This is a genomic window from Pontimicrobium aquaticum, assembly GCF_005047595.1.
Taxonomy (GTDB): domain Bacteria; phylum Bacteroidota; class Bacteroidia; order Flavobacteriales; family Flavobacteriaceae; genus Pontimicrobium; species Pontimicrobium aquaticum.
Genome location: NZ_SUPL01000018.1, coordinates 1 through 4,842, shown reverse-complemented (window position 1 = coordinate 4,842; position 4,842 = coordinate 1). Strand labels below are relative to the sequence as shown.

Below are 4,842 nucleotides of genomic sequence, written 5' to 3'. Positions count from 1 at the left end.
TTCCTGATAGGTTGACAATACACAAAATCCAGTCAATCCTTAATCTAAACGAACAATTTTTTCTGATACGATATTCCGAAAACCGAAGTTGAATGTCAAAAAGTAACTCCGATGGCATACAACGGTTTTGTACATGATTGTGTTGCGATAAATTTAAGACAAAAGATATGAAAAAAAGAAACAAATTAAGAGAAGGCGAGGATTTTCCGAAGGACAAATCCGAAGCAATGAATTATGTACGTTGTTGGCACACGTTTTTTAATTCAGTCCGCAATTGGGTCAAAGAGAATCTTTTTTCTGATTGGGAAGAATTTTGGATTGGTTTTCCAGTTCTTCTATACGCTTTTTTTGCTCTAACATTATGTTTTTTACTTCTTGCAATTCTTTATCGGATTGCGTTTTCAGACTGTCCAATTTTGATGTAAGTGAAACATAAGCAATAACCAAAGCCAAAACAGGTATAACAATTTGAACAAAATTTTTAATCCAATCCAATATGATTTTCCAATTACGATTAATGTATTTTTTATCAGTCAAGGCTGGTATTCCGTTTTTTTCATCTATCATACAACCTAGTTTGTCAAGACTAAAAAACACAATTTCGTCTGCTTTGTTGAGTTCGGACAAGATTAATTCTCTTTTGTGTGGGGATATTTTTAGTTTTTCCTCAATTTCATCAAAGGTCAGTCCGACACGGTCAGCAGTAACATTTTGTCCACGAGCTAATTTTAAATTTTCGCTCACGAACTTTTCGGTTAGTATTTTTAAAACAGAATGTCGCTTTCGGTTAAATCTCATACGTTTGAGTGAGTTCAAATGTGTGCCAACGGTTTTGTATATGAAAAGTAGCGGATTTTACGCACTACTTTTTCGGATTATAATAGATCTTTAATTTATTCATTTTGTTTCATTTAAGCGATTAAACCGCTATTTTTTATATACGTTGTTAGGCACAGAATTTTTATCAATTATTTGACTTAAAAATCGAAAATTTTCAATTTCAGGTATAATTAATTCAAATTTGTCATTTTTGACCTTTTCCCGTAATTCCATTAGTAATCTTCCTAAAGCGTTTGTTCCAACATAATATTCTCCCTCTAAAGTAGCGCCCCAAACTTTGTCTTTATCTGTATATTCAACAATAGGTAAGTCTTTTGTGGCTAAAAGCATTTTTGAAAAAATATCATAATTCTGATATAATTTAAGTTCAATACAAAACTTCATAACCTTAAACCTAATTTGATTCCAATCAGAACGAGTTTTATTTAGATGTCTTCTACCAAATTTTTTTGCCGATATTGGACTTGCATATTGAATAATCTCTTTTTGTATTTCAGGATAGTTCGGAAACCTTAAAGCCTGATATAAAGCCTCTGTCGTGCGAAGTATTGTGCCATTTATATGGATAGGGTAGTTTGGTGCCATATTGGATAAAGAGCCATAATGTCCTTTAGTACTCTTGAAAGTTATGCACTCATCTTTTTTATATTTTCGAATACTCAATACCATATTAGTTCATTCCTCTATTTTTAACTGGAAATAATGGATACCAATCATTTGCTCCCCACCAAAATACTAATGGACAGGTATTTGAAATATTTCGCCAAGTAAAAAAATGACTTCCTGTACCTAATGTTTTATAAGAAGGTGGTGCCATACCTAATGGCCGTAAGCTTTTAGCGGTCAAATTGTCAATTGATTCAATAATTTCAAAGCCTTTTTTTAATAAAATATTCTCATATCTAATCCTATTTTCAGGACTTGAAAAGAATTTTTCTTTTTTAGGATATTCAGGGTTTCTAAATGCAAATTGGGCATTTCTTAAATCGTAATCTCTATCAAAGGAATTTTCAACAAATTCTAAAACACTTTCACCTAAGTCACTTTTAATAGGATAAATATGATTAAAATCAGGATTAGAATTGTAATAGTTTATATATGGATTGTTTTCTACTTTGGCAACTCTGTAAAACTTTAAACGTTGACCCAATTTATGTTCAATTGCGTTATCTATTGAAAATGAAACATTGTTAGTAGCCCAAGAATGAAGAATTACAAAAGAGGCAATTATTCTTATCCCAGAATCTATAAATTTTTTATTACCATAATTTTTAATTTCTTCTAAAATGTCTGCACGAAAAGTTCCGCCAGATGCTAATACATCATCGAAATAAATCCAGTTTTTTATTTCTTTTGTTCCACACTTCTTAAGAGTATAATTATATTTTTCTTGTAGAATAGTATCAATAAATTTTAAAAATACTTTTTGACTTTTACCATTTTCTTGACAATCCAAAAACTTAGTCTCATCTAAAAAGTCAGAAACACTATCATATCCGAAGTCTTTTCTTAACGTTTCAAATTCATCACCCAATATCCTGAGCGTATTCTCCTTAGTTAAATAACTATTTGGTAATAAATGTAATAATTCAGAAAGCACAAATTCTCTATCATCTTCGTCAAACTGCTCAATCCACTTCGTGATGTGGGCTTTGTCCATTTTTTTACGATAAAAAATACTTATATCATCTTTACGATAATCTTTAATTATGGTAATAATTTTCTCAATTATTTCATCCATTAGTTTGTTTTTTTATTTGTTCGTTAAGATAGATCGTTTACACAAGTTAAAGATTATACTTTACACTAAATTAGTTTCTAACCTTACTGATTTTTCTTTCGTTCTTAATTCATTTTCGTTGAAGTATCCTAAAAATACGTTTCTATAAAATACCCTCCAAATTCCATTACCCATTTCCAAAGCACCGACATATTTTCCTTGTAAAGATGCGGATAAATATACCCAGTTGTAAGCCCCCCATCTCATCGATCCATTTTTGGTTACTTTCAGTACTCTCATTTCTGGGTCATAATCAAAGTTAGGAGTTTTTTCTGGAAAAGGTCTGGTCGAAAAACTATGCACTGAAGCAGGTGTTTCCATGGCCAAAGCTTCGTGTGGTCTAACATGATTATATTCTTTTACAAAGCGGTTTAATCGCCTTTGCTGTGCTTTCAAATCATAGGCTGAAGGTTTGGCGCAAGAAGCTTTTAAATCACGATGCATTCGCTCATGTCTGCCGTTTTGTTCTGGGTGTGCCGGATCTGAAAATACAGGCATAATTCCTAGTTCAATAAACCAATAAGAGAGCCTGGTAAATCGTTGTATTGCCGCTACAGATCCGAAAGGACTTCCATTGTCAGTATGGATTTGTTTGGGTAAACCATATTTTCTAAAAACCCTTGTAAACTCAGTCTTTGCCGACTGTAAGTTCTCTTTGTAATGCCCCTTTGCAGTGAACACAAACCGACTTTTTGAGTCGGCAATGGTCAGTGGATGACAGTATTTTTTATTACCCATTAAAAACTTTCCTTTGTAATCTGCACTCCATACTTCATTACACTCTTTAGGGTCAAAAATGGGATGAATTGGCTTGACTCTTCGAAGTCGTTTCTGAGGGCTTACTAAACCGTTTTTCTTTAGAATATTATGTACAGTAACCACAGAAGGAATTATATCAGCTGAAAAATCGTTAAACAATAGTTTGCGTATTTTCTTTGCTCCCCACAGGCGATGTTTTTCTTTTAATTCGAGGATGCCATTAATTACTTGTTGATCTGTTTCATTTGGATGACTTTTTGGTATTCTGGACTTTCCTAGTAAGCCATCATACCCCATTTTTTCAAAACGATGAATGATTTTGTAGGCGGTAGGTCGGCTTATTTCAAAACTTCTACATAATTCCATAATGGTGTATTTCCCTGTTCGCCATTCACAAATAAATTCAATTTTTTGTTCCATTTTTGTTGTCTCTTTCCAAGGTATGGTAATTTGAATTTTGGTTTCAAATTACTACTCAAAAAGTGTAAACGATGTTTCTTTAACTCTGTAAACGATGTTCCTTTATCGTACCATTTTGTGCCTAACGTCTTCGTGTATGATTAGTTGCGAAGGCTAGGACTAAGTTAGCAAAAGAAAACGAAACTGAGGGAAATCCGTAGGATTTTCCGAGTGCAAAAAGAACAAGCAATGAATTATACACGGTGTTGTGCGTTCGTTTTTTTATTTTTCTCCAACCCAAATTTTCCCTTTTGGTAAGAAATAAATCTTGTCTTTATTTCCATTTGGACTATCAATTTCTTTATTCTTAAAATTCCCTTTTTTCAGTTTGTTCAAAAGTCTTCTGTCAGAATAACTGTCTTCTATTCTTTCGTATTGGTCATTTGGCCAAAGTAAATCGCTTTCCCAATAAGGTTCTTCGTCAATATTCGGTTGCCATTTAAATTCAGAACTCAATTGATTTGTAAATGACGAGTCATTTGGTTTAAAATCCGCTTTTTCAAATATGTTTTCGTAATACTCAATTTTTTCGTCAATTGCACAGACCACTTGAGATTTTGAAATCCTTGGCTCGTAAAGCCATATTTTTAAATAATACGGTTTATTAAGTTTTTCCAGTTCAGTTTTCCAACTGTCATAGATTTTTTCTAGTCCGTTTAGAATTTCTTTTTTTGCTTTTCCTTTCGGTTCAGGAATTTGGCTGTCTGTTAAAGTCAAATTGTCCCAAGGGTCAACATAAACTTTTGCGTACTCGTATTTATGTTCAATTAGATGGTCAATATTTAATTCCAAATAACCGCTTATCCAATTCTGAATATTCGCAACTTTTCTTTTTAAACCTCTAATTTTCTTGTATCTCACGGTTTTTCTCAAATGACGCACAACGGTTACGAGCATGAAATTTAGCGGTCATATAACCGCTATTTTCAGACTCGGTATTTGCCTTAAAAATAAGACAAATAGTTTAATTAGACCTATCCCAGCTATGTTTTATGCGCGTTGTT

The 4,842-nt window shown here is 32.6% G+C and carries 5 protein-coding genes; all 5 read right to left on the bottom strand.

All coding sequences use genetic code 11. The features are described from left to right. Nucleotides 1–279 precede the first annotated feature (279 nt). Nucleotides 280–744 (bottom strand): hypothetical protein, encoded by a 465-nt coding sequence (locus tag E5167_RS15270; protein ID WP_136845024.1) that lies wholly within the window; start codon nucleotides 742–744, stop codon nucleotides 280–282. Between the two features lie 183 nt (nucleotides 745–927). Continuing rightward, entirely contained in the window at nucleotides 928–1,503 is a 576-nt protein-coding gene (locus tag E5167_RS15265; RefSeq protein ID WP_169301445.1) for an NADAR family protein, read from the bottom strand. Between the two features lie 7 nt (nucleotides 1,504–1,510). Continuing rightward, nucleotides 1,511–2,581, bottom strand: a complete 1,071-nt coding sequence (locus tag E5167_RS15260; RefSeq protein ID WP_136845022.1) for a phosphoribosyltransferase-like protein — start codon at nucleotides 2,579–2,581, stop codon at nucleotides 1,511–1,513. A gap of 60 nt (nucleotides 2,582–2,641) precedes the next feature. Further along, nucleotides 2,642–3,799 (bottom strand): integrase core domain-containing protein, encoded by a 1,158-nt coding sequence (locus tag E5167_RS15255; protein WP_136845021.1) that lies wholly within the window; start codon nucleotides 3,797–3,799, stop codon nucleotides 2,642–2,644. 261 nt (nucleotides 3,800–4,060) lie between these two features. Beyond that, nucleotides 4,061–4,699, bottom strand: a complete 639-nt coding sequence (locus tag E5167_RS15250) for a hypothetical protein (protein ID WP_136845020.1) — start codon at nucleotides 4,697–4,699, stop codon at nucleotides 4,061–4,063. Between the last annotated feature and the right edge of the window lie 143 nt (nucleotides 4,700–4,842).